The 24,534-nt window shown below is 38.6% G+C and carries 20 protein-coding genes and 2 pseudogenes; 11 read left to right on the plus strand and 11 right to left on the minus strand.

The genetic code is table 11. The features are described 5' to 3' along the window. Positions 1–7: 7 nt before the first annotated feature. From J2X77_RS14810 to J2X77_RS14820, 3 genes are all read right to left on the minus strand, one after another. Positions 8–1,702 (minus strand): RagB/SusD family nutrient uptake outer membrane protein, encoded by a 1,695-nt coding sequence (locus J2X77_RS14810; RefSeq protein WP_310081327.1) that lies wholly within the window; start codon positions 1,700–1,702, stop codon positions 8–10. 11 nt (positions 1,703–1,713) lie between these two features. Beyond that, complete coding sequence (locus J2X77_RS14815; RefSeq protein WP_310081329.1) at positions 1,714–4,524, minus strand: SusC/RagA family TonB-linked outer membrane protein; 2,811 nt, start codon at positions 4,522–4,524, stop codon at positions 1,714–1,716. A gap of 309 nt (positions 4,525–4,833) precedes the next feature. Then, a complete protein-coding gene (locus J2X77_RS14820) occupies positions 4,834–6,036 on the minus strand; it encodes an MFS transporter (RefSeq protein WP_209574206.1) in 1,203 nt (400 codons plus the stop codon). Positions 6,037–6,311: 275 nt separating this feature from the next. Between J2X77_RS14820 and J2X77_RS14825 the strand changes: the two genes are divergently transcribed. Next, positions 6,312–7,910, plus strand: a complete 1,599-nt coding sequence (locus J2X77_RS14825; protein ID WP_209574203.1) for a xylulokinase — start codon at positions 6,312–6,314, stop codon at positions 7,908–7,910. Between the two features lie 263 nt (positions 7,911–8,173). On the opposite strand, the gene J2X77_RS14830 is transcribed toward J2X77_RS14825, so the two are convergent. Beyond that, positions 8,174–10,081 (minus strand): sensor histidine kinase, encoded by a 1,908-nt coding sequence (locus J2X77_RS14830; RefSeq protein ID WP_209574200.1) that lies wholly within the window; start codon positions 10,079–10,081, stop codon positions 8,174–8,176. Then, positions 10,065–10,694: a response regulator transcription factor gene (locus J2X77_RS14835; protein WP_209574196.1), complete on the minus strand. Its 630-nt coding sequence runs from the start codon at positions 10,692–10,694 to the stop codon at positions 10,065–10,067. Before J2X77_RS14835 ends, J2X77_RS14830 begins: the two co-directional genes overlap by 17 nt. Before the next feature lie 297 nt (positions 10,695–10,991). On the opposite strand from J2X77_RS14835, the gene J2X77_RS14840 reads away from it, so the two are divergent. Both J2X77_RS14840 and J2X77_RS14845 read left to right on the plus strand, forming a co-directional pair. Beyond that, entirely contained in the window at positions 10,992–11,165 is a 174-nt protein-coding gene (locus tag J2X77_RS14840; RefSeq protein WP_209574193.1) for a hypothetical protein, read from the plus strand. A gap of 75 nt (positions 11,166–11,240) precedes the next feature. Continuing rightward, complete coding sequence (locus J2X77_RS14845) at positions 11,241–12,749, plus strand: hypothetical protein (protein ID WP_209574190.1); 1,509 nt, start codon at positions 11,241–11,243, stop codon at positions 12,747–12,749. Positions 12,750–13,182: 433 nt separating this feature from the next. Here the strand turns inward: J2X77_RS14845 and J2X77_RS14850 are convergent, their stop codons facing one another. Then, complete coding sequence (locus J2X77_RS14850; protein ID WP_209574187.1) at positions 13,183–13,974, minus strand: SDR family oxidoreductase; 792 nt, start codon at positions 13,972–13,974, stop codon at positions 13,183–13,185. A 129-nt stretch (positions 13,975–14,103) separates the two neighbouring features. Between J2X77_RS14850 and J2X77_RS14855 the strand changes: the two genes are divergently transcribed. Next, on the plus strand, positions 14,104–14,463 hold the full coding sequence (locus J2X77_RS14855; protein ID WP_209574184.1) for a helix-turn-helix domain-containing protein: 360 nt from the start codon (positions 14,104–14,106) through the stop codon (positions 14,461–14,463). Between the two features lie 297 nt (positions 14,464–14,760). Here the strand turns inward: J2X77_RS14855 and J2X77_RS14860 are convergent, their stop codons facing one another. Then, entirely contained in the window at positions 14,761–15,180 is a 420-nt protein-coding gene (locus tag J2X77_RS14860) for a hypothetical protein (protein WP_209574181.1), read from the minus strand. Positions 15,181–15,449: 269 nt separating this feature from the next. Between J2X77_RS14860 and J2X77_RS14865 the strand changes: the two genes are divergently transcribed. Continuing rightward, positions 15,450–16,448 carry an SDR family oxidoreductase gene (locus tag J2X77_RS14865; protein WP_310081334.1) on the plus strand — a complete coding sequence of 333 codons (999 nt, stop codon included), beginning with the start codon at positions 15,450–15,452 and terminating at the stop codon, positions 16,446–16,448. Between the two features lie 220 nt (positions 16,449–16,668). Next, the gene (locus J2X77_RS14870; protein WP_209574175.1) at positions 16,669–17,280 is read left to right on the plus strand and encodes an alpha-ketoglutarate-dependent dioxygenase AlkB; all 612 of its coding nucleotides are present in this window, start codon (positions 16,669–16,671) and stop codon (positions 17,278–17,280) included. A gap of 42 nt (positions 17,281–17,322) precedes the next feature. On the opposite strand, the gene J2X77_RS14875 is transcribed toward J2X77_RS14870, so the two are convergent. Next, complete coding sequence (locus J2X77_RS14875) at positions 17,323–17,925, minus strand: DUF6624 domain-containing protein (protein ID WP_209574172.1); 603 nt, start codon at positions 17,923–17,925, stop codon at positions 17,323–17,325. A gap of 373 nt (positions 17,926–18,298) precedes the next feature. On the opposite strand from J2X77_RS14875, the gene J2X77_RS14880 reads away from it, so the two are divergent. From J2X77_RS14880 to J2X77_RS14895, 5 genes and pseudogenes are all read left to right on the plus strand, one after another. Then, entirely contained in the window at positions 18,299–18,712 is a 414-nt protein-coding gene (locus J2X77_RS14880) for a hypothetical protein (RefSeq protein ID WP_209574169.1), read from the plus strand. A gap of 172 nt (positions 18,713–18,884) precedes the next feature. Next, the gene (locus J2X77_RS14885; protein ID WP_209574166.1) at positions 18,885–19,145 is read left to right on the plus strand and encodes a hypothetical protein; all 261 of its coding nucleotides are present in this window, start codon (positions 18,885–18,887) and stop codon (positions 19,143–19,145) included. 92 nt (positions 19,146–19,237) lie between these two features. Beyond that, a pseudogene (locus tag J2X77_RS23760) lies at positions 19,238–19,552 on the plus strand (NAD(P)H-hydrate dehydratase); the annotation flags it as partial. Between the two features lie 7 nt (positions 19,553–19,559). Continuing rightward, positions 19,560–19,916, plus strand: a pseudogene (locus tag J2X77_RS14890) (NAD(P)H-hydrate dehydratase); the annotation flags it as partial. 148 nt (positions 19,917–20,064) lie between these two features. After that, positions 20,065–20,373: a hypothetical protein gene (locus tag J2X77_RS14895; protein WP_310081337.1), complete on the plus strand. Its 309-nt coding sequence runs from the start codon at positions 20,065–20,067 to the stop codon at positions 20,371–20,373. Positions 20,374–21,982: 1,609 nt separating this feature from the next. Here J2X77_RS14895 and J2X77_RS14900 read toward each other — a convergent pair. From J2X77_RS14900 to J2X77_RS14910, 3 genes are all read right to left on the minus strand, one after another. Next, positions 21,983–22,372 (minus strand): PfkB family carbohydrate kinase, encoded by a 390-nt coding sequence (locus tag J2X77_RS14900; RefSeq protein ID WP_209574157.1) that lies wholly within the window; start codon positions 22,370–22,372, stop codon positions 21,983–21,985. Between the two features lie 525 nt (positions 22,373–22,897). Continuing rightward, on the minus strand, positions 22,898–23,659 hold the full coding sequence (locus J2X77_RS14905; RefSeq protein ID WP_209574154.1) for an SDR family NAD(P)-dependent oxidoreductase: 762 nt from the start codon (positions 23,657–23,659) through the stop codon (positions 22,898–22,900). A gap of 158 nt (positions 23,660–23,817) precedes the next feature. Then, positions 23,818–24,486: a BON domain-containing protein gene (locus tag J2X77_RS14910; RefSeq protein WP_209574151.1), complete on the minus strand. Its 669-nt coding sequence runs from the start codon at positions 24,484–24,486 to the stop codon at positions 23,818–23,820. Positions 24,487–24,534: the final 48 nt, after the last annotated feature.

Consider the following 24,534-nt stretch of genomic DNA (forward strand, 5'->3'; position numbering starts at 1 on the left):
TTTTTGATTAATAATAGCCTTCATTCTGAATCAATGCACGATTTTTAGACGTTTCGCTATAAGGTATAGGCATATGGTAATACTTGGTTTCAAAATGAAAGGGGGTAAGCATTTGTTCGATTGCCGTCACAGATGCCCCTGATTTATGGAGTACAAGACCTTTGAGCGAATTTTTGATGTCTCCAGCATCCTTCCAACGTCTGATATCCCAAAAGCGATGTTCTTCGAAGGCCAGTTCGATACGTCTTTCATTTTTTATAAGATCGCGCATTGCAGTTTGTGCGATCCCTTCCGAAATACCATAGCGACTATTGTTACCAGGTTTAATACCAGCCCGTGCCCGTATCAAGGTGATCTGTTTGACTGCATCTTCGGTACGACCGACTTCGTTAAGGGCTTCGGCGTAGCTTAGTATGACTTCAGCGTAACGGAAATAGGGGAAATTATGGCTTTGATTTGCATAGGTCGTAGCGTTTGTGAAATCACCCAAGAATTTACGTAAGTAGTAAGCGGTCTTGGTCTGATTTAAGAAAGGCTTATTGGGTTTATCCAAGCCACCTTCGAATGTTTCAATCGGCCTGCTCAACCACCGGACTCCATTGTAAAAAAGGATCGCTTTTAATCGGGGATCGCGATTTTCGTATTGGCTGAGATCAGTACTTAAACCAACATAGGGTAAACCGGTATCCATAGGAAAGGCGTTGACAAAGTTTTGTGTAGGGCTTGTTCGACCATTGCTGGCCGCAGGAGCAACATAGCCCACTGGTGCATTATTTGCCTCTAAGGAAGTTGAATTGGCCGATTGCTTGGCAAAGATAATATCCGTGTTTACTTTGGTTGTAAAGATATTTGCATAAGCGATTGAACCTGTGCCAGCTGGTAATTTATGGTAGCCCTTGGCTATCAATTCTTCAGCGGTCGAAAGCACACGCGTCCAACGTCCGTTGTCTTTGTTCGGATAACCATTAAGTAGTTTGATTTGTGGGTTAACGCTAACGCCGCCGCCGTTAAAAAGAGGGCTAGCTGCGTAGAGATATAACCTCAGTTTTAGCGCTAAAGCAGCTTCATTTGTGACACGTCCATATTCCGTTGTAGTGAGCAGGGCCGAAGAAGCTGCGGGCAGATCACCTTTGATCGCCTCACATTCATTGGCAATCAAATCTACACATTCAGCATAGGAGCTCCGAGGGATATTCAGGTCATCGGACAGTTCGAAAATGTTATCGCCCACTATTGGGATCCCACCGTAGCGCTTTAACAACTCAAAATATGCGAATGCCCTAAGAAACCGCGCTTCGGCTTTATAGCGACGGATCATGTTTTCGGGAATGGGTACTACCGATATATTTTGTAAGAATACATTTGCTCGGCGAATAATCGTATAGCTATTCTGCCAGTTATTGTCCGGATAATTTACAGCGGTTAACTGACCGTTTGTAAATAGCCGAATATCCGATGTTTCGGAAGATGGTACAGCATCATCCGTTGCGGCATCAAGCATATCGCCTGTTATGCGGTTGAATCCGTTAGGAAGAAAGGAGTAGATTCCGAATAGATAGGCTTTTGCCTGTACACCCTCCTTATCAGTGGGATCAAATACATCACCGAGCAGAATCCTTTCTTCTGGTTGGTGTTCAAATTTGTTGCAAGAAGCTATCCCGAGCATGGCACAGGCTAGTACACAAATTACTGTTTTTTTCATATCTCCCTGTATTATAGTTGGATGTTTAGACCGAAACTGATGATTTTTTGTATAGGGTACAGACCACGGAAATTTTCTGGATCGGCACCGTTGAATGTTTTTGAGCTAAATGTATATAGGTTAAAACCATTAGCAAAAACCCGCGCCGACTTGATCTTAACCCGTTGCGTTAAGATTGTGGGTAATGTATAGCCTAATTCGACAGTGCGAATGCGTAGATAGTTGCCACTACGTAACCAAAAGGTTGAATATACATTGTTGTTAATCGCACCACTTTGCGGGCCTGAACTGGTGCTTAATCTTGGATAGTCGGCATTCGGGTTGTCTATGGTAAAACGATCGAGCTGTGTGCTGTAAGCCTGACCCGTACCGCTGTTAAATTCCCGGTAACTATTGCCAGAAAGATAGACTTCACGATTTATCATACCCTGAAAGAAGATGGAAAAATCGATGTTGGCGAAGCTAAAGCCTAAATTGGTTCCGAGCAAGATTTGTGGTTTTTCTGAACCTATTGGACCCTGATCATATTGATTGATCAGACCGTCACCATTCCGGTCTCGGTAACGAATATCTCCTAATTGTGGTGTGTAGCCCTCCACTGTTGGTGATGATTGTAATTCATCAGCACTCCTGTATAATCCTTCGGCGATATATCCTATGGTCTGTCCAACAGGATGCCCTGACGAAGACATGTAAGAATAGGCCAACGCAGGTTCGGCTTCGTAGACCATTTTCGATTTTTGGAAGCTTGCGTTCAGTAAGGCATAATAGGAGAATTTAGAGGTATGGTTGCGCCATCCCACTTCGGTTTCGTATCCGGTGTAATCCTGTTTGCCGATATTTTCATTGGGATAACTGATGCCCAACAGCGAATTGTTACTTTTGCGTGTAATATTGAGATCGCGGTATTTATTTTTGTAGTAAGTGAGTTGAAAAGTGAATTGGTCGTTAAAGAGCGCACCATCGATACCGAGATTTAGCATATTCACTTTGGCCCAGGTCGGGTTTGCGTTGGCCAAATAAGACTCACCTATTGTTCCTGCTGAGCCCGCTGTTGATCCGAAAAAAGTTTCTGGCGTACCATTATAACTTTGTATATAGGTGTAATAACTCGCATTGTCACGACCTAATAAACCATATGATCCGAATAGCTTTATTTTGTTTATCCATTTTACGTCTTTAAGTAGTTCTTCTCGGTGTATATTCCAACCTAAGCCGATAGCGGGGAATGTACCGTATTTGAACCCTCCGTCGTTTGGGTAACGATTAGCACCATTAACAGCAAAAGACAGCTCTGCTAGGTAGCGATTGTCATAGTGGTAAGCAGCATGTCCCGATATGCCCTGTACAGTATAGGGTAGGTCTGAACCATTGACCAGATTGTCCCGATTAGCTAACAGTATAAGGTCGATCCCATGCTTTTCGGTTTCATTGGAGTAGCCTATTGAAAGCTCCTGAAAATTTGATCTATTCTGAAAGGCAATGTTATTGCTGTTATTTTGTTCCGTATTATTACCATACTGTTTATATATTGGTGCTTCGAGATCGTCGTTCATTAACTGAAATACGGCGAATGATTTGTTTCGTACGTAATTTTCACGGAGGTTGGAAAAAAATGAAGCTCTGGCTTTTAACCACAAACCTTTCAGTACATCATCCAAAGAACGTTTTAAGTAGAAGTCCGTTAATATAGTTCGCGTATTAGCTACCGCATATCCTGAAGCGTTAGTCTGCGCTAATATATTATTTTGAAATTTGGAAGAGCCGCCAAAGGTCCCATCCAAGTTATATATCGGGTATGCACTATTAGGGGTGTTTAAAATTGACTGAAAGATATTGTCTGTCCCATCATTACCGGGGCTGTTGGCATTCAATATACGGCCTTGGATATACACTCCGGCCTCCAGTAAATCGGAAAGCCTGACATCCACATTCGAACGGACAAAATACCCCTTCGCGTTGGTGTTCGTACTATAATTGTTGTTGGCATTGGTTTTCAGTAGGCCGTTTTGACTGAGATGTTCGAGATTGACGAAATACTTGACATATTTGTTTCCTCCGCGGGTATTCAGATTGTATCGTGCAACAGTAGCGTTGTTTTTAATGACCTGTTCAGCCCAATCTACATTTGGATAGGTCAATGGATTATTACTATCTTTAAAGCTCGTTAGAGCAGTTTCACTAAAACCATTGTTTGTGACCGAAAGCCCATCATTTTTTAATGCTTCATTGTACAATAGGGCATACTGATAGGCGTGCAATGGTTTTCCGATTAAGTTTTGCAATGGTTTTTGGATACCATACTGAGCCGAGAAATTAATCTGTGTCCTATCGGTGTACCCTTTTTTGGTGACAATTGCTATTGCGCCATCAGCGCCACGGATGCCCAGCATTGCTAAGGAGACAGCATCTTTCAACACCGAAATTGATTCGATCTCCTGCATGCCAATTTCGGTAACAGAACGCGGAATACCATCGATTAGGATGATCGGCGGGCGACCCCTGAGTTGATAGCTCATGTCTTCATTTAATGGCTGTCCATTGTTTTGGCTAACCTTTAGACCGGCCAATTGTCCCGCCGCTGCAGTAAGGTAACCAAATACTGGAGTTGAGGCAATTGCATAGCCAGGTAATTTGGACACCGAAGCTGTGGAGTACTGCTTAGGTGTATTGAAATAGATTAATTGATTGATGTTACTGATAGAATCTTGCTCTAGAGTTTTCTCTAAAGAGACATCCTGCTGTGCATAGCTCCACAAGGGGAAACAAAAGAGCATAGCATAAGCTGTCTTAGATTTAAGCAAACTTTGTAATTCTAACATACCTTAATTGGTTTAAAATTGGTCTCTTAACATTTTTGAGCATCACGAACTTCTCAGCCTACATGGAAAAATATTACCGTTATCTTATGCTTAGTGTATTATAAAATAAGGCTTGTAGGTCTACTATATTCGGTTAGTCAATACTCAAAGATATTATAGTTGAATTCGGAAAGATTTGCTAGACTGGTTTTTTTTTAATGAAACCGTTCCCAAATTTTGGGAACGGTTTCACGGTTAGAATGATCCGTTTTGGTGTTTGCGAATTTCAAGTGCTTTTTTTGGGAAAATCTAGGTGGGCGAATACGGTATCTACAATTTCTTCGTCGTAGGAAGAAATACTACTACCAAACCTACAAGTGGTAAGTATGAACATATGCGATATATGTAATCAATACCATGACTATCTGCTATTGCCCCAATCACAGCGGATCCAATACCCCCCATACCGAATGAAAGACCAAAAAATAATCCTGAAATCATTCCTATATTTTGGGGCAAAAGTTCTTGCGCATATAACAATATGGCGGAGAATGCTGAGGCAATGATCATGCCTATAATGAAAGTGAGAACAACGGTGCAGGGAAGATTTGCATAGGGGAGTGCAAGTGCAAATGGTGATGCACCGAGTATAGAAATCCAGATGACATATTTTCGTCCTATCTTATCGCCTAGGGGGCCACCGATCATTGTTCCTAGCGCTACTGCTAAGAGATAGATAAATAAGTACCACTGGGATTGCTGGATAGAAACACCAAATTTATTGATCAAATAGAATGTATAATAGCTTGAAATGCTGGAAGAGTAGAAATATTTAGAAAAAATGAGTATTAACAATATAATAATCGAAAGAACTATAGTTTTTCGCGGTATACATTGGTTCGAAGCATTTCCAGTACTTTTTTTTATGCTTCTCATATTCTCAATTAATTTTGTATTAAACCATTTTGAAATGTAAAACATAATGACAATGGCGATCAGCGCTACTGGTGACATCCAAAAGACATTCAACCTGCCATAAGATGCTACTAGTAGAGCTGCTAATATAGGGCCTAGAGCAGATCCAAAGTTTCCGCCCAATTGAAAGATTGATTGCGTCAATCCTCGTTTATTTTTGGAGCATATATAGGCTATACGTGAAGCCTCCGGATGAAATATCGCCGATCCCGCACCTACAGTAGCTACTGCTACCAGCAGCCATACATAACTGGAGCAAATGGCGAGAAGGATGATGCCGGTCACACTAATTAACATACCCGTGGGAAACAAGTAGGGATAATGTTTTCTGTCAATAATAAAACCTACTATAGGCTGTAATAGTGATGATGAAAACTGAAACACCAGCGTTATGATCCCAATTTGTGTAAAATTTAAAGAAAATTCTTTTTTGACAATTGGATGAATCGCAGGAATAAGAGATTGTATGCTGTCGTTGATAAGGTGACAGAGACTTAACAAAAGTATGAATTTAAAGGAAATGTGCGAAGAGAATTCCGAAACACTATTTTGCCTCATTATGTATGCATTTTTAAATTTAAATAGAAGCTGAATATCAAAGGTCATCGAAGAAGGTGCCAAACGAAGATATCTTTATCCAGCCAAAAACGATTTATACTTATACAAATTTACCCTGTTTTTTGTCATTTCTATCAGTGAATGATAAAAATGTCGGCTACATTTACATATAATTGAGCATAGATTTTAGGAATGTTATTTATTTACCGTTGGTCTGATACAGAATTAGCAGTTAATCTAATTTATATCGTCGAAGACCATTAAACTACTATGTTATGAATACTCGCGTCATTAGAGAAAGCATATTACAGGGCAACACTGCTCTCGGTATTGAGCTGGGTTCAACTCGGATCAAAGCTGTATTAATCGATCAAAATTTTGAAATCATTAGTTCCGGTATCTACGATTGGGAGAATAAACTTATCGACGGTTTTTGGACCTACTGTGAAAAAGAAATAATTACCGGTATCCAGGAAGCGTTTAAACAAGTTTCAACAGAGGTACAAAGTAAATTTGGTATTCCTTTACGGAAAATAGGTACCATTGGATGTTCCGCCATGATGCAGGGCTATATTGTACTCAATAAATCTGGAAAATTACTGGTGCCATTCCGCACTTGGCGTAATGCAACAACGTCAGAAGCATCTTCACAGCTCACTCGAAGTTTTAAAAGTAAGATTCCCCAACGTTGGAGTATATCTCATCTCTATCAAGCTATTTTGGATAATGAACCGCATGTCAGTGATATCAATTATATCACAACATTGTCTGGATATGTGCATTGGCTTTTGACCGGTGAAAAGGTTTTGGGAATAGGTGATGCTTCGGGCATGTTTCCTGTGGATGAAATAAAAAAGCAATTTGATGAGGGGTTGATTCATAAGTTTGACACTTTGATTGCTGACAGAAAATACTCTTGGACATTATTGGACATCATGCCAGTTGTTCGGATAGCCGGTGAACCTGCAGGAAATCTGCATGAGCAGGGTGCCATATTGTTGGATCCGTCTGGTTTATTAGGTGGAGGTATTCCAATGTGTGCTCCGGAAGGAGACGGCGCAACGGGTATTGTTGCGACAAACAGTATTCAAAAGCGTACAGGAAACATATCTGTGGGTACATCTATTTTTGCACAATTTGTTTTGGAAAAAAAGCTTAGTAACATCTATTCTGAAATAGATATTATGGCAACACCTGAAGGAAATACGATAGGGATTATTCTTGCTAATAATTGTTCCAGCGATATTAATGCATGGATTAATATATTCGGTGAATTTTGTAAAAGTATGGGATTGAAAACAGATAGAGACGAATTATTCAATGTATTATTCAATCAAGCAATGTCAGGTGATCGGGATTGCGGAGGTTTAATGAGTTATGGTTATTATTCAGCCGAAAATATTACAGAAATAGTAAAGGGACGCCCACTATTTATTCGTACAGCCGAAAGTAATTTCAATCTTGCAAACTTTATGCGGACGCAACTTTTTTCAGCATTTGCAGTGCTCAGGATAGGAATGGATATATTAACAAATGATGAAAATTTTTCGTTTGATCACATATGTGCTCACGGAGGCTTATTCAAGACACCGGATGTTGTACAAAAAGTCTGTGCAGCAGTGCTCAATGTACCGATCTCCGTAATGTCAACAGCTGGCGAAGGTGGGGCGTGGGGGATGGCTCTTCTTGCTTCTTACTCGAAAGATAGGTTGGAAGGCGAGACCCTCAGCGCTTACCTGTCCAACAATGTATTTAAGAAAAAGGAATATCAAATAGTGTATCCTGATCGAATGGACAAAGAAGGATTTGATCAATTTTTGACGCGTTATAAAAGAGGATTATTGATAGCGAAAGCTGCTGAGAATTATTCCTAAAATGTCACAAGTTGCTTTTAAAAATGGTCTATTAACGGTATCTATTCATTAAATTAGAAACTAGTGAAGCCATAGATTCGATACACCGATCTATGTGTAAAGAGGAGTGAGATCACTTTCTTCTTGGATATCCAGATCATCCTCTTCAGGCATTTCTGGATCTTCATCTGAATCTCACAATCGGACAATTTAGTAAAAAACAGAAATATCTTAAAAAACTGCTTAACTAAGACTGCCGCTTTTATTTGCAAGTCCAGAGGCTTTTATACCCCCAAAATTTCAATGAAGATAGACGTGTTAGTTGAATTTGATGATATAGTGAGTTTACCGTTGATATTTTCCAGCCTATTCTGTATAGATTTAAATCCTATACCTTGTTTAAGCTTTTTATTTTCATTGAACCCCTTTCCATTATCCTCAATTAATATGTTCAATTTGTTGTCTTCTTTATAAATAGCTATCTGTATTTTTTTTGCCTTTGCATGTTTAATTATATTTGTTAATATTTCTTGAAATATATAGATAAGTTGAATTCGGATTTCAAGAGTGATTTTATCTAGCGCGCCTGGGTCAATATTTATCTCTGTTTCATATCTATTTTTAGGCAATGCATATTTGATGATTTTCATCAAATTTTCAATGTATGTTTTGTCATCGCTAATAAAATCTTCTGTGTACAAATTGTGGCTATGTTTCCTAGACTCGTCATACAATTCATTTGAAATATTGATGAGGACATCAACATTTTCGATCTGTTCGGCGCTCATGTTCTCATTTTGTAGTATTGTCAAGCGCTGTTTGACACTTGCAATTTTACTGGAAAATGAATCGTGCAGATCTTGAGCTAATCTTTTCTTTTCATCTCTTCTCACAAATGCTAGTCGTTCTTCCATAATTGAAATCTGGAGGTTTACTTCAGTATTTAACTCTTCAATACGCTTTTTTGATGCTTTTTCTCTCCTTTTTATGATAATATATACTAGAGTCCCAACTATGATAAATATCGATATTAGGCAAATAATCCAAAGATTTCGCGTATTTTCTTTCTCTTCGGAAACTCGCAATAATTCGCGATTTACTTCTGATTCTGTATGTGCATAAATAAGCTTATCTATATCATCGACCAGTAATGCCCGCAACGAATCGCTTGAAATTGCAACTTTTTTCATTTCATTGTAAGCCTTGTAGTAATTTCCTTCTTTCTCAGCTATTAATGTTGTTAAGGCATTCGCTTCGTAATGTTGTTCTTCATTTAAAAATGGGACATTTCTAAGTGAGTCTAGGTAGGAATTTGTTGAATCTTTAATTCCGACGCGTAAATAATATTTGGCTTTGGATAAATAATATTTGCTTCTGATATCATTATTAATTTCATTTGCATTAACAAACTCGCTATTGACAGCTAGTTTCATCTCATTTAAAGCTTGAAGTGCTTTATCCTTTTTGAAAACTCCATTTAAACTGTATTGATATCGGATGTGTGCTTGATAGAAATTAACATATTGGGCTTGTAAATTATCCTGGGGCAGTTTTTGTTTCAATTCAGCGTAAATTCTTTCGGAGAGTGCGAAGACACTATCGGCTTCTTTAATATTTCCAATTTCAACACAGGCCTCCATGGCTGGGTTAAAAAGCGAAATATATTCAATGGAAATATTAAGGTTTAACGCTTTATCTTTGATTAGTTGGGGTAAGGTATTTAGATAGGACCGATTTTTTCTGTACGTATCAACAACTTTTTTGTAGTTTCTATTCTCTAAGTAAACATTTATTTTTCTTGCTGAGACAATTAATGAGCGTTGTTTAAATAGCTTAAATATTTCTTTTTCTGCCTTTTCAAGGAAATAAAAGCACTCACCATTCCTATTTGCATATTGAGCATTATTGGCTAATTTGATGTAATAATTGATTTTATAAAGATAAAACTCCTTGTGTTTTTGTGTCAAGGCGAGATAGGTTTTTAAGTGTTCTGTTAACTCTTCCCTTGAAAAAGTACGGCCTGCCGAGAATTCTTTATCGACCCAAATGTCCATTTTATCCAAGTATTCCCTTTTTTCAACTTTATTATTTTCAATTAGTTTTAAGAAATTATCATTATTAAATTGCCCAATAGCATTAGTAATGTTTAGAAACAAAAATAATATAGATAATGATTTAGTTAATAATGCCATGGTCTTTTGCTATTTTTAATAGTTGAACAATAGAATGACAATTTGCTTTAGCCATCATTTTTTTACGGTAGGTTATAATTGTATGTGTACTCAGACATGCTTTTTCTGCCGCTTGCGCAATACTCAGCCCGCTCATAAAAAGATAAAGGAGCTGAATTTCCCTTTGAGAAAAAACGATCGAATCCTTATGAGCATTATCGTGTAGAACTTTCAATGACTCTTCTATATATAATTCATTTATTTCCACAGCTTTTATACATGCAATCAATGAGGATATTTCACAGGATTTGCTAATAATTCCGTTTGGTCTAACCTGTAGCATATTGTGGATAATATGTGGGCTTGTGGTTGATGATAAAAAAATAAAATGAGGGTGTTTAGCAAGTCTTTTGATATCTTGAAGTACACTAGCGCCATTATTGTCTCCCAAAAAATAGTCTAAAAAAAAATGAATGTTTTTTCTCTCTTCTTGGATAAGGTAATTGATCATCTCGTTAAATTGATTAAACACAAGTACGTGTTCAAATATTTTATATTTCTCTAATAAAAGTGAGAAGGAGTTAGCGAATAGTTTTTCATCATCCAAGATCACTGCCATTTTTACCTCTTTCATAGGTTATATTGTATTTTTTTTGACCTCTAATATAAGTCTTTTAGACTATTGATTAGTTTCAAAAGTGCTTAAAACAAGGTATTTGTAAATCTTGTAGACATTTAACTACCAATTTCTGGGGATAACTAATTATAACCATACCTAAAATTGGTGTTTATCGCTTCCGCTTGTTTTTTATGATTACAGGATTGTTTTGATTTGTCTAATAATGCTTGAAAAGTTTCAAAAAATCGCTATTGCAAAGTCTTTTTGAAGTATGAAAACAAAATTATTACAAAAGATTAAAATTGATAAAAGATGAAAGATGTCAAAAAGAAATATGTTCCTCCTCGCGTAGAGGTGATGGACATTAAAATGGAAAATTCTCTAGCAGCAAGTTCAGCTATTGTGATACCAGGTGATGGATCTGGCGGTGGTATAGCACATGAATGGAAACCTGGCGAGAATAAAGACTGGGAAATTACGTGGTAAATAAAGTTAAATATAATGAAAAGAAATTTTAAACATAAAATAGTTATTGGTTCTGGCGTATTAGTTTTCTGTTTTTTGCTGAATTCATGTAAAAAGGAACATTCCAACCAAATTCATGAGGGCGATGCGGTAAAGGTAATTTTTGATTCCAAAATCAATAGTTTCAATACTAATTCAGCTATTGCAACCAAAGCAACAACTTCGAAAGCAGTCAGTGCAGAGAATCGTTATTCTGTAAATGTTGATGATAAATACTCGATTGAGTGTGTTTTATCGGAAACTTCTAGCGGTCTTATGGCAAAAGCGCAATCAGCAAGTACAAATTTAGTTGCTCAAGTTGGACGATCGGCGGTAGAAATTGGTACGCTATATTCGGTAACATACTATGATAAGGATGGTAAATATGTAGGATTTAACCGATACAAAGTCGGAGATACTACTCCCACGTCTGGCAGTGAATACAAATTTAATGCTGGTGAGAAATATACCTTTATATTTCAGAGTAACAATACTAAACTTTATACGGTTGCTTTGCCACCTTCCAACGAAGATCTTGATAAGGCTGTGGTAGGTAGGCTACTGACACAAAGCGGTGGCCAGAATTTAGATCAGATGTACACTCGAATAGATAAAGTTTTGAATTACGGGACCAATTATATTGATGTGTTGTTCGAACATTTGTTTTGCGAAATCACTGTTAGTTTAGATTCTAAGAATGTTGGAAACATCAATGCAATTGGTAGCTGGAACGCATCTTCCCATTATAGTGGACTTTCTTTAAAAGTGAGTGACGCGAGTTTAACTTATAAAGGTGAAGATTTAATTTCACAAGGTTATCCCATCAATATGACAATTGATGGAACAAGACAATATGCACAATCATCACCCTTTCTTCTGGCAGCGCCCGACGGTCTTGGAAATATAAAAATCAGTGGTATTAATGTTGGCGGAGAAGTAAAAGACTTGACTATTCCTAATGTTCCGTTAACAAGAGGAAAGTCCTACAAGTTAAGTCTAACGCTAAAAAAGAATTCTACTGTAATAAACGGATTGGAATGGGCACCAGGAAACTTGTCAGAGATCAATGGTGCTTATTCCTTTGCACCTAATCTAGAATTGGGGACAGCATTTGGTTGGCAAAGCCTTAAGAGCGGAGAGGCATATGCTTACAATCCTGTAGGAGATCCTTGCTCGAAGGTAACGACAAATGGCGGCGGATGGAGAACGCCTAGTCATGCAGATTTTCAGGCAATAAGCATAGGGTCGACTAAAAGTTTGGTCACAGAAAATGGTCGGCAGGGCGTTCGAATTTCTAATGGTAATGCTGTTGTTATATTGCCAAAGACTCCAGATTTGTACTGGAATGGTGCTAGCACGGCGTCTAGTACGCTGTGGAATCGAACCAAAGCTCCGATTACTATTTCAAACTCAGGTTTTTACTGGGCATCAAATTCTAGAAGCTATTATGGAGTTAATCATGGCACTCAATGGAGTTTTAGTGAGACTTCGGCCGGCTTTGATACAGGATTTCGTACTAGTCCAAGCTACGTGAGATGTGTTAAAGGCACTATAGTTGTAAATTAATTTTGACTCTTTTTGTAAGCTGAAAGCGGGTATAGATTACCTGGATTTAAAATAGAGACTCTTTAAGAATTTCGTTTAATTAAATCAAAAAAAGCCATTATTGTTTTCGATAATGGCTTTTTGTTATGCTAACCTCATCTCAGGGTTTCGAACTCTTGCTGGATGTTTTACGCTTTTCAGCGGTAATGAAGTCTTTAATTGAATCGATTTGCAAAATGGGTTGCTAAATTTCTTTAGATATCGCATGCAGATAAAGCGGTGTTTGAAACGCTCTAGTCACATTCGAGATGGCTTAGGCCCAGAAAGCAGATTTCATCGTGATAAATTGTCTTTTTAGGTATTTAGTTCTGCCGTTAGTCACTCGTAAATCATGTTCGTAAACTTAAACGCCAAGCTCAAATTCGCTTTGTGTTTTACTGAGGTTAGATCATTACTAAATGGTCGGTATTGTTCCGCCGTCAATTACATATTCAGTTCCTGTTAGATAGCTAGCTCTTGGTGAAACGAGGAAGCCGACAAGTTCAGCTACTTCTGCGGGTTCAGCAGGTCTTCCGAAAGGAATTCCCCCCAATGCATCCATTACGCCCTGTTGCGCTTCCTCTACAGTGCTGTTTGAGTTTATGGCAATTTCACCTAACCAGGCTTCGGATGTTGCGGTATTGATCCACCCAGGGGAAACTGTTAGGACACGAATGCCTTTGGGCGTAACTTCGTTTGATAAGCTTTTGCTATAGTTTCTCAATCCAGCTTTTGCCGCTGCGTATGGTAACGTTGAATCATATAAGGGTAATTTGCCTTGAATAGAAGCAATGTGAATAATTACCCCGTTTCTGCGTTCGATCATCTGTGGTAAAAAGCTCCTGTCGAGACGTATCGGTGCCAAAAGGTTAGTCTGTATGGTCGATTCCCAATCTTCATCACTGAGGGCAGCGAAACCTCCTGCAGGGGTAGATGATCCACCGAGATTGTTTATCAGAATGTCTAGCCTTCCATAGTTTGCAAGCACCGCGCTCACTAATTTTTGGGTTCCCTCTGCCGTGCTCAGATCAGACGTAATGTAATGCAGATTACTATTTTCTTTTTCAGGAGCGTTTCTCGCGGTAATGATTACTGTTGCTCCGGCCTGTAATAGTCTTTCTGCAATTGCCCTCCCAGTTCCTTTTGTACCCCCAGTTACCAGGGCAATCTTGTTGGATAACTCATTGTTGAATTTAAACTGTTCCATTTTTTATGCTTTGTTTACAGGACAAAATTGGCGTATAAAAATAGTCTGTGCAAGTAGGGATTTACTAATCATATAGGGATAAATTTTTCCCCTATTGTACAAATGGGTTCATACGTTTAATTTTGAAAAATGTATGAAAGAAAAGTAATTCCAAATCTGAACTGTGGCCTTGACTTGATAGGTGAAGTGCTTTATGGCAAATGGAAAATCCGTTTGCTGTGGTTTATCAACCAAGGATATAAAAGACCCAGTGAATTGCTGCGTAAAATACCGGATGCTTCTCGACGGGTCCTTAACCTCCAGCTAAAAGAACTGGAGGATCATGAGCTTATCACCAAGAAAATATATCCTGTCGTTCCGCCGAAAGTTGAATATTCGCTTACCGATTTCGGGATAAGTTTGATTCCTGTAATTTCCGCGCTGGGTTACTGGGGGGATCAAAACGAGGAAAGACTGAGAAGGGTAATCTTAAAGAGACTTTCAAGTTAAGTGAAGAAATACCAAACTTAGGGCATGAGGCTCATAGTATTTACTTCAATATAGTTTATGAGGCGAGATAGACCAGTCACTGCGTATTACGTACTTTCATTCCACTGTTTTCACGTTCTTGGAACGAGCTGAAGATAAAAATAATTTAAGGTCTAATAACCATTGACTGACCAATTGATGGTTTGTTTTCAGCATTTTCTCTGATACATTGGGCGTCCTCCTTTGATTTGATCACTAGGAACAAACGGATTATTAATTACATCAATCCGTTTGCTATAGTGTCCCACACGTTGATTGTTAAATGGTTCTTTGCTCTACATCTGATGGCTCTGTTGGCGGTTGAAGGGGCAGATCTTCTGCATCATTTGCCTTTTCATTTTTGGCGATAGTTTCATCGTCAAAGCCACTTTCTTCTTGGATATCCAGATCATCTTCTTCGGGGATGGTTTCATCGTCAAATTCACTCTCATCCTCAAAATCAATTTCTTCTTGGATATCCAGATCATCTTCTCCGGCGATGGTTTCATCGTCAAATTCACTTTCATCCTCAAAATCAATTTCTTCTTGAATACCGAGATCATCCTCTTCTGGGATTTCTGGATCTTCATCGGATTCATTTTCAAAAAGATCTTGATCAGGATCCTGTTGTGAGATGATCGCAAATGCAATGATAGGCATACCTTGATGCTGATCGTGCGTTATTTTTTTTCTGTTCATGTTACACGTATTTTATTTGTAGGACACTGCATATTAGACAATTGTTGATTGATTAACTACGCTATAAATGCCGCTTTATACGTGAAATTTCATCTCTACGTAGATTACATTTTTCAATGGACCAACGTGTTTCTACTTTTTGTGACCGATTTATGCGTGAATTAACGCATCCATCAGCTATGATCGAACGAAAGTACTGTGATCGCTGTTAATTTTTAAAAAATTTGCTCACACGACACTGAGTCGATCATTAAAAATTTATAGAGAAAATGGAAAATTCAACAAAAATGGATAGACGCAAGGCTCTGGGAACAATAGGAACTAGTGTATTAGCTTTAGGACTGGTGGGAGGATGGCGGCCAGCTGAAGCTCAACAAGGTGGAAATGCTAATTTACAGAATCCAAACGACAAATATCCTAAACCGCCTTTTCAAAAGCAACTCCAGTCCTGGCCCGGATTGAGTAGTAAAATGAATCCAAGACCCGACCATGGCGAAGAATCATATAAAGGAAGTGGGAGGTTGAATGGACGAAAAGCCTTAATTACCGGCGGCGATTCTGGAATGGGGCGAGCTGCCGCAATCGCCTATGCACGCGAGGGAGCCGATGTTGCTATTAATTATCTACCGGATGAGGAGGTTGATGCCAAAGATGTTGTCGCATTAATTAAAGCTGCAGGGCGAAAGGCGGTGGCAATTCCGGGTGATCTTCGGGAAGAAAAGTTCTGTACGCGTCTGATAGAAGAGGCGACTCAGCAGTTGGGTGGTTTGGATATTTTGGTCAATAACGCTGCGCGACAGCAGACAAAACCTTCCATATTGGATATTACGACCGAAGAATTTGATGCGACCATGAAGACTAATATCTATGCCCCATTTTGGCTTATTAAAGCTGCTCTACCGCATTTGAAGCCCGGTTCAGTTATTATAGGAACAACCTCAGTACAGGCGACAGATCCATCGGAAGATCTTTACGATTACGCGCAGACAAAAGCTGCTACAACAAACTATATACGGTCTCTGGCGAAACAGCTAGGACCTAAGGGTATTCGCGTGAATGGCGTAGCTCCGGGACCTATTTGGACACCGCTACAAGTAAGTGGCGGTGCGACACAAGAAAAGCTTGTGAATTTTGGAGGTGACACGCCCATGGGAAGACCCGGACAACCGGCGGAACTAGCATCGATCTATGTTCAGCTTGCCGCATCAGATGCCAGTTACGCTAATGGACAGATTTATGGAGCTGCTGGAGGAGGCGGGCAACCTTAAGCCGATCCGCAAGCTAATCCCCGCTACTACGGGATCATCTGTTTTATCAAATATCTATCTAAGTGTTTTCTATGTGTTGCAATCGGTGAGAAGCTGATTGCAACTCCTTTTAAAATGTACACTTAACCGCCACTATTATAACCGACAAACCTTGTGCAGGCTCAATTGTTCTTCTCTGAAAGAGAATGGACCCATTGATATACCTTTAAATAATTGGAACATGGATCAGCTTAGTTTATTTGAAAACGAAGGATATAATTTTTCGGAAGAGCTCTTAGACTTTGAAGCGGATTTTCTTACACAAAAAGAAGCTGATGATTTGTTTCATCTACTGCTCAAGGAGGTCAGTTGGCAGCAGACATCGAAGACAATGTACGATCGAACAGTATTGACTCCTAGGTTAACGGCTTGGTATGATGATGAAAATACAAGTTACCAGCTCGCTGGAAAAGCGATCGCTGTAAATCAATGGCTTGAACATTTGGAAGCGTTGAAGGAAAAGATCGAACAGCGCTTCAATTATCGATTCAATTCTGTATTGATTAATTTATATCGCGACAACAGTGATTCGGTGGCCTGGCACCGTGACAGAGATAGCGAACTGGGAGATAGGCCTGTAGTTGGATCGATAAGTCTGGGACAGGCGCGGTTTTTTGATTTTAGGAAGGTTGACGATCATAGTAAAAAGTATTCCTTGTTGTTAAATAATGGTTCCCTTTTGCTGATGAAAGGCGATTTGCAGGAAACTTGGGAACATCGCGTCGCAAAATCCACGCAAAAAATGAAAGCTCGTATCAACTTGACTTTTCGCTTAATCGGCGATGTATATTAGGAATTTTAAGATCTGAATAAGTTTTTAATAGCATCCCTTTATTTATTTTGTCCATCCCACACTTTTCTTCCACTCTTCCATTTCTCGTTTTCTCTTTTCTAAGTCTGTAGGTGGAGACTGCTTTTCACGCAGTGCCTGTATCCTTATCACTTCAGTTTGCTCTTCAAGCGTGTTTAGGCCGATTGACTTTCGTCGTTTATTTACTTTGATCGCATCATCTACTGTATGAGGACTTAGATTTCCGTTTTCGTCCCAATCAAACTGAGTCCCGTAACGTTGTGGCTGATCTTGAAATACAGCTATTCGGTCTGTTAGATAAGCTAAATTTCTAGGATCGGCTTTATTATTTTTTACAGCTGTCTTCAATAGTTCGGCACTTCTCTTCATGAATTCTGGTTGTTCAATTGAGTGCTGTATAATTAACCAGGTGGCGTCGCTAGCTTCTTTTCCTACTTTTTCTGCTGTAGGATAACCGATGATGTTCATGATTTTGTCTAAAATCTGAGCATTTTTATTGTGTAAGATCTTCATTTCTTCATTATATCCATCGCCTAGTTTACCCTCATTAATAAGCTTATCCCTTAATGCTAAGTCTGCATTTTTCAGATCAATTATTTTTTCTGCAATGTCTTTATATTGCATCATAAGTGCTTTTTCGTAAAGAAATGTGGTGATTAAAAATTCTAAGCATACTCATCGTGGTAATATACAACTCATTCAGCAACACTTTTTACTACAATTAGATGTAAATTACCGAGGTTCATAATCCTTTCCCCAAATTTAATGTGTAATTGTTGTATTGTCAATACGTGTTGAATGTCTATTCGCGCTTTTTTAAGATTCCGATTTAGCACATTTATTGGATTCTTTGGAGCCCTAGCGAGTTAAGTATTCTCTTTGGATTGAACTTTCAGCAGACCTTTTTGTTTTGTATTTTTATGAACGGAAGGTTGGTATTGCTTCAATATTTCAGGATATATCAGTTAATACAGTTAATAGTAATTAAATGAATAAGATTATGATAAAGATCAAGTTATGTGTTTTAATTTTCTGTTATGCGTATTTTTTCGCTCACAGCAATTGTAGTGCTCAGCGTACCAAAAGCAATCATGAGACAGGAATTCAACGTATCAAAGGCAATTGGTTCGACAGAAAAAATAAAAGGCATCTATCGATCCATCATGAACGCGGACAGGAGTATTTTACCATTAACGACTGGTATGACATCGGCCAAGGTAGGGAACCAATGATTGATGCCTATAAAGCATGGCCGAGAGGGAATAAATTGATTATGCTTCAAAGTACTACAGATCTGAGAGCCCCCTATGCAGAGATTCTGCCTTCCGGGAAGTTTCTTTTGTATCGTACAAAGAAGATGAATGATGAAAATGGACCTTTTATAGACAGTGCTTTCTTTTCTAGGTACAAATAAGTGATGTTCTAGCGTTCTATTTATGCCCCTAAAACCTCGAAGACCTCTAAATATCGATCAAACTACCTTCTAATTATACAACAAATTATGCTAATTGTATAACTTAAGTTGTCTTATTAATAGGAACTTTATTTCGAGGGAATAATCAAGTTGTATCGCAAATCTTAAGCTAATGAAAACAGACACAGAATTGAAGAACGATGTGGAGTGGGCGATCAAATGGGAGCCCCAGTTGCGTTTTGCTGAAATCGTAGTTACAGGTGAAGATGGAGTTGTTCCCTCTCTGATCACGTTGACAGTTATGCAAAAAAGCTGGAAGCTGAAAATGCATCAAAAAGAATCCATGGTGTGCGGGCATTGGTTGAAAATATTAAAGTACAATTTCCAAGTAATTGGGCAAAGACCGATTCTGAAATCGCAAACAAGGTGTTGACTGCTTTGCGAGGAGCACGGTTATTACCAAAAGACAAGATCGCGATAAAAAAAGGATGTATAGGATGCGCTGTTACTTAGGCTAAAGCAGCAGTAAGGGCAGGAGTTGGGTTAGTAACGGTTAGCGTTCCTACTGATGAAAGAGCAATTTTACAATTGGGCGTTCCTGAAGCTGTGGTTATAATGCGAGAGGAAAATCCCCCTAATGTAGAACGGTTTTCAGCAGTCGGAATAGATCCTGGCTTGGGTATAGATCAAGCCTCTGAAGAACTGCTTTTACTGGCGTTGACACAGTTCAAGCAACCTTTATTATTAGATGCTAATGCGCTGAATATGATAGCAAGTAATAAAAAGCTATTGTATAAAATTCCTCCAGACGATCATTACTCCTCATATTGGATAGTTTGATCGGTTATTTGGTGACCATCAGCATAACGATGAGCGAATAAACAAGGCCATGGAGAAATCAAAAGAATACGATATCATTATTGTTTTGAAAGGCCATCATACCACCATTGTTTCACCAGAAGATATATTTTACAATACAACAGGCAATAGCGGCCTAGCCAAAGGAGGGTCGGGAGACGCACTGACAGGCCTCATCACGGCATTTCTAGCGCAAGGATATACACCACTCATTGCAGCATGTGTAGGCGTATTTATTCATGGTTTGGCTACGGATATTACTTTAAAAACGCAATCAAAGGAAGCGATGATCATTACGGATATTATTAAAAATTTTGGAAATGCATTTAAGAAAATAAGAACATAAACTAAGTAGTAACATTTCATAAGATTTTGTCGAAAAAATATAAAGAAATAGGTTATACGCTGTATCAATTATCACAATAGATGGAAAACAGCGATATCGGTAAATAAATTTTACCCAGCCAAGAAATAAAGTTTAAGGACATTGGAGCATGCATTTGGATATTTATGCTTTTTCGTTCCATTTCCTTTCATCCTGCTCGATCTCCTGCTTTCCCGTTCAGCAGCAATTCCCGGCTCCGCTTATCTTGGACACCTCCAATTGGGTAAAGCAAATGTACGATAGAGATGGCATTGCAGGTGATAAGATCGAGGTGCTCCCTGTAGGTTGTCATACGGGTTCTTTCGTTCCCCATGCAAGTAACGTTCCCAACACCCTTTCGGTACAGCGACAACTTGGAGTATCTCCAGATGAGATTATGATTTTGACAGTTGGTGGAGATGCGGCTCCAAAAGGATGAAAGCATCTGATTGTGTTTAAAAAAATCATTATTCCAAAAGCACTTTCTATTATTGCATTTAAGCGCTATTTTTATCTTTTTAACAGTTTATTTATATGAACTCTTATCCGTTACAAACATCTTCACTTTGAAATGAGGGAGTTATTAGGGGGAGACTGATTGTTAGATACCACTTAGTATTCTAACTTGAAATAGTTTTCTTGTGAAAATTTTATAAATTCGTTTTATGATTTTATTGCTAGTTCTTTTTTCGCGACAACTACACTGTCTAGTTAAATACCGCAGTTACACATCAAGTGGCTTCTGCCTCGATGAGCACGTAGGAAATTGATCGTAGATTAGGCCACAGAAGAAAACCAAAATTAATTCATAATGTTTATATTTGAATAAGAGATATTTCTCCAATTGTTTTATCTTATTTTTACCGATATTGCTTTGGAACATTCTTTTGACTAGTCGTTTGCCGAGAAATTATCAACCCGATTTGTTTTCAAAAGGTATTCCTCCTTGTTTAATATATGTAGAGAATATTTCTAGGCTGACTATCTTTTTATTTGCATTTATTACATCTTTTTCCGTAAGCAACTTGCGGCAAAAGATTGGTTTCTACATTTATGTAGTAGGAGTGTTGCTATATGTTTGTTCGTGGGCGATATTGATTTGGTTTCCTGAAAGCATTTGGAGTAAAGGCATTGTCGGCTTTTCAGCTCCTGCACTGACTCCAGCCATTTGGTTAACAGGAATCTGTCTTATGGGAAATTCATTTTATTTTAATTTACCATTTAAACGCTGGCCATTCATTTTGGTTTCAGCTATTTTTTTGTTTTGCCATATCCATCATACAATCATGGTATATTCCAATGTTAACTAATGTTTATCATTTTCGTTACTATCTGAAATCAGACACCTCACTCGATTTCCTGGCCAACTTTTCCTGCTCACCGCTTCGTGCAGTCGAGCAGCGTCCTAGGCGAAGATTATTTACCTTGTGCTGCGATTTAGCTTAGGGCGTTTTACGATAGCAGAAATTGGACAAACTGTAGAAGCTGTAGGAGAGATCATAAAGCAATAGCACAACAATAAATCGCTACATTGAAATTAGGATTTGAACAACATTTTCTAAGAAATGAACAGCCATTATCTCAAATAACCTAAAGAGCTTTAAAGTCGTTGATGAGAGGTGTATGCATCTTCGGAGAAATTTTTGTTATATCCAAAAATACTTCTCGATAGGCAATTGAGAATAAGAGCATTTCAGTAAAAAAAAAGTTGGTCGCATTTTTCTTTTTGCCCAACCCAAAGTTTTTTTGAAATCTCTTTAATAAGGCAATTGGGTGTTTGATATGCGCTTTCTTTACTGATGAATAACTCCCTGTCTATTTTGCTAATATACTTTTTGTTGCTCAGCGATTCTTTATCTTAATCGACATATTTATGTACATATTTTAGTCTGATCAGCGTATCCATATTAAAAGCTGACATTTTAGAATTGCGGCCTTCTGGAATTGGAAAAAAAATCTGACCAGCACTTTGAGAGAGTAATATCCAATTTGGTCCTGAATGCGAATGTGTAACTAATATTGCAGAACCTATTTTTTTGAAAAGTGCATCAACAGCATCGAAGGGAAATATTGGTTGAGAGTCTCCTGATCTTTGGAAAATTAGACACCTGGAATCCGAACCGATATTGCTGATTCGTTGCGCTGTCAATCACGATAAATTTTTCGCGGGTCTCGCCATTCACCCGAATAGGGTCTATATCAATATCTTCCAGCTTTAATAAATTTTCGAGCATGTTTCCTGTCTTTCCCCCGGAGGTAAAAAGAGCAGTTGAAGCCAAACCTAGTCTTTTCAAGGCCCGAGATACGTTAATTCCTCCGCCACCAAGTTCGTATACAGGTTTTTCATAGCGCAATTTCTTTTCCAGAACGATATGCTGTACGCTGGTACTCTTGTCTACGGATGGATTCAGGGTTATTGTTAAAATAGATTTTACCATTTGTTTATGTTATAAATGCTATTCATCTATAAAATAGTGGATTGTCGAAATGCACTATTAAGTAATTTAAAATAAAGCTACTAATTATAGTTGAGAACGTGCAACCTTATCTACCGAACTTGAAGCTAGCTAATTCTATATTTATCTGTATAAATATTTCATTTACTTTATCATTTTATGGCACGATTATACTTTGTAGCGGAGTTTTCTTTTGGTTCATTTCAGCTTATTCCTTTGCAAAGAATAAACAGAATCTGGATGGAGCCCGAGCAAACATCGGCTGATAATCCGCATCAATAATGATATGATCTATACTATATGTGTCCCCGTTTTGTCTGTAGTAATCGCAGTAACTGAGCCTAGCCTCTCCACAGAATTCAGATTGCGGCGGCCCGTATCAAAGAGTTTAAGCTGATGAGCGTTTAACTGGGTAACACGCGTAGCGATATTCGTTAGCCAGCGAGTTGGATATTATAGGAGTACAAAGAGGTTAGGTTGGGTGGGGGCGTACTTATTGTTTAATAATTATTGTACTGTCATACCCCCATCGATAACCTGCGTTGTCCCAGTAATGAATTGACTGTCGTCACAGGCAAGAAACAACGCTAATTTTGCGATTTCAATTGGTTCTGCATAGCGTCCAAAAGGAATAGAAGCTTCAAATGCTTTTTTGACTTCCTCGCCGTGGCCTGTGGAAGCACCTTCTTCTATAGAGCGCATCATCCGATTGTTAACTGGAGACGGATGAATTGTATTTACTCTTATTTTGCGCGGTGCGGCCTCAATGGCGGTGGCTCTCATAATTCCAACAACAGCATGTTTGCTGGTGACGTAGGCACTTAAGTTAGCAAACCCCACTATGCCAGCGACAGACGAGGTCAAGATGATGCTTGATCCATCTTTCATCTTGGGCAATACATATTTATTGCCCAACCATACTCCCTTTACATTTACAGATATCACTCTATCGAAAATATTTTCTGGATAATCTTCAATGGAATTTACGACACCCTCAATCCCGGCATTGTTAAAAAAGACATCAATCTCTCCAAACGCTCTTACTGTTTCATTGACATATGCTTCAACTTGAGCTGCTACGGAAACATCCGCTACGACATATTTTACATTTTCACTGCCAAGTTCAAGTACTGTTGTTTTTAATGCTTCCTCATTAAGATCAATAAGCATAACATAAGCCCCCTGTTCCAAGAACAATTTGGCTGTTGTTTTACCAATGCTTCCCGAGCCGCCGGTTATTATAGCTACCCGCTTATCTAACTTTTTCATTGTTTTATCTTGTTTGTGAATTTTATACTAACGATCAGATTTGCTTAAACATCAAAATTACGTATATGGTCCTATTATAATGGTGTCAAGGGAAACTTGAATGCAGTTATTGCGTTTAATTTTGATATTTCTGATAGGGCTTAGAATCTAAAGTTTTCTTATTCTTCTAAACTGGAATAATTGTCAACGACCAGATTATTTTTGACATGCCAGATCCCTGGTGTTTTCCAGGCGATATCTCCAGCTTCATCTTTCTGATACCACGAATTGGCAGTCCCGTCCAATGTCACTGTTGTCCCTGATACTGAAACTTTGATATCGCTGTCATCAATAGAACTTCTGTTTAAGGCCTGTTCAATATCTTTTTTCTCTATGGCATTATGGATATCTGATTTGACCGTTATGTTGTTCGTCACGCCTTTCACGCCAGTTAGATGGCTTGCTGCTATTTGGGCTCCTTTACGCTGGTAATCCCAGGGCAACTCACCTTCCAAAGTAACCCAGCCGTCTTCAAGTTTGACAGTGACCTTGTCCTTCGGTACCGACCAATTATCTTTTAAGGCGCTGAGCACTTCGTCTGCCACTTCCTCATCAGTCTTTGACCAATTATTCGGAAATCTCACATCAATATTTTCTACAAGGGCTTTTACGCCAATAACTTTCTTTGCCGCATTTTCAGCCTCCAGCTTTTTTGAGTAATTATCTACAATTCCTGTCAGGGAAACAACGCCATTTTTTGCTGTAACACCGATTTCCGCAGCGTGCAATAAAGGCTCCCATTGTATTGCCTTTTGTACGTCTTTTTGCAATTCTTCATTCGTCTTCATCTGGTTTAATTTTTAGGAACAATGTTATTATTGATCCAGTGTAAAGTT

Source organism: Sphingobacterium sp. 2149, assembly GCF_031455655.1.
In the GTDB taxonomy this organism is placed as follows: domain Bacteria; phylum Bacteroidota; class Bacteroidia; order Sphingobacteriales; family Sphingobacteriaceae; genus Sphingobacterium.